This is a genomic window from Arthrobacter rhizosphaerae, from assembly GCF_023062595.1.
Classification (GTDB): domain Bacteria; phylum Actinomycetota; class Actinomycetes; order Actinomycetales; family Micrococcaceae; genus Arthrobacter; species Arthrobacter rhizosphaerae.
The window spans coordinates 1-5003 of record NZ_JALLAN010000036.1 but is presented as its reverse complement, the minus strand read 5'-3'; the positions used below and the strand labels follow the sequence as shown (position 1 = coordinate 5003).

Here is a 5003-nt window from a genome sequence, read left to right as displayed (position 1 = left end):
CCCGACCCTTAACCCGGGGACCCCTCCACGCCGGAACCTGCGAAACCTGAGGGAGCGTCACGCGAGGAACTTGCGAAACCTGAGGGAGCGTCACGCGAGGAACTTGCGAAACCTGAGGGAGCGTCACACCGGAACCCGCAGGATGTGAGGGAGCGTCACGCCAGGTACCGCGAAACGTGAAGGAGCGTCGCAGGCCGGCTCAAACCCGGGCCACGGTAGCTGGCCCCTAGACTTACGAGCATGACCCAAACTCCTGCTGGCCGCCGCTCCCAGCGCGCCACCATCCTGGACGTTGCTGCCGCTGCAGGTGTATCGAGACAGACCGTAACGCGTGCCATGAATGACATGCCCGGCATCAAGACGGAAACCCGCCAGCGGATCCAGGAGGTGGCCAGGGAACTTGGGTATACGCCGAGCCGGTTCGCCAAGGGCCTGGTTCAGGGCGCACGGACGTCGGTCGGCCTGGCAATCCCCGATCTCACAAACCCATACTTTCCCGCTTTCGCCTCAAGCGTGGTGGAGCAGGCCACTCAACGGGGCTGGCAGGTGGTCATGGACGATTACGGTCACGGGGGACGCAATGGCCTTGACGCCGTCGAGCATCTTGCCCCGCACGTGGACGCCGTGATTGGATACCTCGGCGGTTATGCAGGTCAGGCCCAGGCGATCCTGGGCCGGCGGCCGCTGATTGTCCTCGATGAGGAACCCGGCTCAGCCGCTGGTGCAATTACCTTCGATTACCGTCATGCGGCCGAGCTCGCAATCGGGCGCCTGCAGGGCGTCGGCTGCAGCCGGATTGCGTATGTGGATTCCGTCCGCGCCCCCGAGAAGCGTGCCCTCGAAATCCGTGCCCCCGAAGATCTCAACTCCGGAAATCGACCATCAAGTGCAGGCGGCAGTGCGGAAACAGTCGCACATGGGCGGGGTGCCGATGACGGTTTCGTCACTTCCCGGGGCAGGGCCTTCGCCGCTGTCCTCGAGGAATCCTACGGCGGCGCCTTCCGATGCTCTGCCGTTGCGGTTGAGGAGTCGGCCTCTGAGAGCCGCACTGCGGTGCGGGAACTGCTTGCGTTGCAACCTGGGATCGATGGGATTGTTGCCTTTAATGACCTTGTGGCGTCTGGGGTGCTGAAGGCTCTGTCAGATGCCGGGAAGCGGGTTCCTGAAGACTGCCTGGTCATCGGAATGGATGGGATCCCACTCGGAGAACAATTGTCTCCCGAGCTGACCACATTGTCGTTGGATCTTCGCGAGGTGGGCCGCACCGCCGTCGAACTCCTTGACGGATTGCTGGGCGGAACCCTTGCGGCAGGGAGTGCTGAGTCGCGCCTTATTCTTCGGCACCGGCTGGTGGTCAGGCAGTCCGCCTGATAAGGAGATTCGATGCGAACTATGGCCAAAGTCCTTGGCCTGCCGTACTGTTGTACCCAGCCCGTGAACGTTCACGTTTCCACTACCAACCAACGAATCCCGCAGACTCAGCGAGACGAGGAACACTTATGTCAGTCGAATCATTGCTCGGCGCACAGGACCTTAAGCAGCCGCCCGCCCAGGAGCCGTTGGCCAAGTCGCCCACCCCAGCGCGGGTACGCCGCCTGGAACTCGGCAGTGGACGCGTGGCAGAACTGGCATCGGTAGCGCCTGCTGAAGGAGCTCTACCCCCCAGGGCCTTCCTTGACAGTGATGCTGCCCGCCTCTCACTGAATGGAACATGGAAGTTCCGCCTGTTCCCGGGCGTCAGGACAGCGCCTGAGGCTGGCTGGCAGCTGGGCCAGGACCCATCCGGATTCACGGAGTTGCCTGTTCCCTCCAGCTGGCCCATGCACGGCCACGGCAATCCAGCGTACACAAACATCCAGTACCCGTTCCCCGTTGAGCCGCCGCAGATCCCCGAAGCCAACCCCATCGGGCAGCACGTGTTTGAGTTCACCGTCGGGCCCGAGTTCATCCAAAGGTCTGTGCTCCGGTTCGACGGGATTGAATCTGCAGGGACCGTTTGGCTGAATGGGCAGCGCCTTGGTACCACCCGTGGCAGCCGGTTGGCCCACGAGTTCGACGTCGCGGGTGTCCTGACGGAGGGCGCAAACGTACTCGCCGTCGAGGTCGCCCAGTTCTCTGGAGCAAGCTACCTGGAGGATCAGGACATGTGGTGGCTGCCCGGCATATTCCGGGACGTCACCCTCCAGGCCCGGCCGGCGGGAGGAATCGACGACGTCTTCGTGCATGCTGAATTCGACCACCTGAGGGGCGAAGGAATCCTCCGCGTGGAGGCGAGCCGGAACGGTGAGGCGATTGACGCCGTCGTGCGCATTCCCGAGCTGGGACTGGAAGTTGAAGCGGGCGCAGAGCACGTCATTCCCGGGATCGAACCGTGGTCGGCCGAGGTACCAAAGCTGTATGCCGCCAGTGTCAGTACCGCAGCTGAATCCGTCGAGCTTCAACTCGGATTCCGTTCAATCGCGATTGAGGACGCCCAGTTCAAGGTGAACGGCAAGCGCATCCTGCTCCGCGGCGTGAACCGCCACGAGCACGATCCCAAGCTGGGCCGGGCGGTACCCAGGGAGCGGATGGTCAGCGAGCTGCGGCTCATGAAGCAGCACAACATCAATGCCATCCGGACATCCCACTACCCGCCGCATCCCGAATTTTTGGCACTGGCTGACCAGCTCGGATTCTATGTGGTCCTTGAGTGCGACCTCGAAACCCATGGGTTTGAAAGCGGCGGCTGGAAGCAAAACCCGAGCGACGATCCGCAGTGGGAGGCGGCGCTGCTGGACAGGATGCGCCGCACCGTGGAGCGCGACAAGAACCACGCCTCGGTGATCATGTGGTCGCTTGGGAATGAGGCGGGGGCGGGCAGGAACCTTGGTGCGATGTCGCGCTGGACGAAGCAGCGCGACCCCTCACGGCCCATCCACTATGAAAGCGACCGGAGCTCAGTTTATGTAGACGTTTATTCGCGGATGTACGCGACACATGAAGAGACCGAGCTGATCGGACAGGGCATGGAGGAGCCGCTGGAGGATCCTGCCCTTGACGCACGGCGCAGAGCCATGCCCTTCGTCCTGTGCGAGTACGTTCACGCCATGGGTAACGGACCGGGCGGTATGTCCGAGTATCAGGAACTGTTTGACCGCTACCCCCGGCTGATGGGCGGCTTCGTGTGGGAGTGGCTGGAGCACGGAATTGCCGTTATCGGAACCGACGGTCGGGAGCACTTCGCTTACGGCGGTGACTTTGGTGAGGAAATTCACGATGGCAACTTTGTGACCGATGGCCTTGTGGACGCCAACCGCAAGCCCCGGCCCGGACTGTTGGATTTCAAGAAGGTGATCGAACCCCTGACGCTTTCTGTAGCGGCCGACTGGTCCGGCTTCACCCTGCGCAACGGCTTCGACTTTGCCGACACCTCCCCCTTCGGCTTCCAGTATGCAGTGGTGGCCGACGGCGTCACGCTCGAAGGCGGGAGCGTCACCTCCGTTCCCCTGGCGCCGGGCGAAAACGTCTTTGTGGAGTTGCCCGCCGGCTTGCTGCAGCTCCCCGCCGGCAGTCCAGCGGTTCTCACTGTCAGCGCTGTGCTGAACGAGGACACAGACTGGGCCGAGGCCGGTCATGAGATCGCATGGGGGCAAGCATCCGCCAACCTGAACAGCCCTGGCTCGCTGTCAGCGCAGGTGTCCGTTGAGGAAGAAGGCAACGAACTTCGGCTCGGCCCCGCCACTTTTGACCGCGTGACCGGGGAGTTGAAGCGGTTAGGGGACCTGGCCGTGGAGGGAATGAAGGTCACGTTGTGGCGTGCCCCCACCGACAACGACCTTGGCAGGGAATGGAGTGACCCGGACCCCCGCACCATCGAACGCCGCTGGCTGGACGCGGGACTGAACCGCCTCCACTCGCGTTTGATCAGCATTTCAGCTGTTTCAACTGATGACGGCGGGGAGGAACTGTTGGTCCGAACCCGGATGGCTCCGGCCGACAAGCAGTACGGCGTGCTTGTGGACTACGCCTGGACCAGTGACGGCACCAGCGTAAGCCTGAAAACGTCCGTCCGCCCTGACGGCGACTGGATAGACCGCCGGACAGCAGTCCGGTGGGCCCGGGTCGGAGTTGAGCTGGTCCTCCGAGCAGGAACGCAGAACGTCGAGTGGTTCGGTCAGGGTCCGTACCAAAGCTACCCGGATACCGGCCAGGGCACCCGCCTGGGTTGGTATGCACTTCCCCTGGACGAGATGGACGTGGACTACGTCCGGCCCCAGGAAGCGGGGGCAAGGTCCGCCGTACGATCGGCTTCCTTGGAGCTCGACGGCGGTTCGCTCAGTATCGCCGGCGACGACTTTGCTCTGACTGTCCGTCCGTACAGCCAGCAAGTGCTGGACGACGCAACGCATCGTGAGGATCTGACTCCCGATGGCCGGAGCTACATCTATCTGGATTGTGCCCGGGATGGCGTTGGCACCGCAGCCTGCGGACCGGGAGCATTGGAGCCCTACCAGCTCACGCCCCGGGATGTTGATTTCACGGTGGTGCTTACCGCCGGGACATAGGCTCCACATGTGACTCAAGCCATAAAGGCGGCATTTGGCTGATTCCCGTCGCCGTACGTTCAGGAGGGGTCCCGAATCCTTGGTTTTCCGGGGATTTTGGGACCCCTCTGGCATGTTCGGGGCTGATTTGTGTTGGGGGTGGGCTGCGTGTATTGTTTTCTAAGTCGCCGCGAGGGAGACCAGCGAAGAGCTGGTTACCGGAGAGCGGCCAACCCCCTGAAAACAGCCTGGAAATGGTTCGCTGATTGGCGTGCCGGATGCAGGCGGGGCTGGTTATCTAAAGCTGAAATCGCCGAAACGCTGATTTGCAAAGCATAAGGAAACCGGGTAACTTTGAAAAGTTGCTCCGGAGCGATCTACGGCTGTGAAATGTTGTGGTGGTGCCGGGTGTGTCTGTTGTTTGAGAACTCAATAGTGTGCCAAGTTTGTTGATACCAATTGTTTTATTGATTGGTTGTT

2 protein-coding genes are annotated in these 5003 nt (G+C 62.2%); both read left to right on the top strand.

All coding sequences use genetic code 11. The annotated features are described in order from the left end of the window. Positions 1-240 precede the first annotated feature (240 nt). Positions 241-1371 carry a LacI family DNA-binding transcriptional regulator gene (locus MU551_RS23110; RefSeq protein ID WP_247048911.1) on the top strand — a complete coding sequence of 377 codons (1131 nt, stop codon included), beginning with the start codon at positions 241-243 and terminating at the stop codon, positions 1369-1371. Positions 1372-1499: 128 nt separating this feature from the next. Continuing rightward, positions 1500-4544, top strand: coding sequence for a glycoside hydrolase family 2 TIM barrel-domain containing protein (locus tag MU551_RS23105; RefSeq protein WP_247048910.1), 3045 nt, complete (start codon positions 1500-1502; stop codon positions 4542-4544). Positions 4545-5003: the final 459 nt, after the last annotated feature.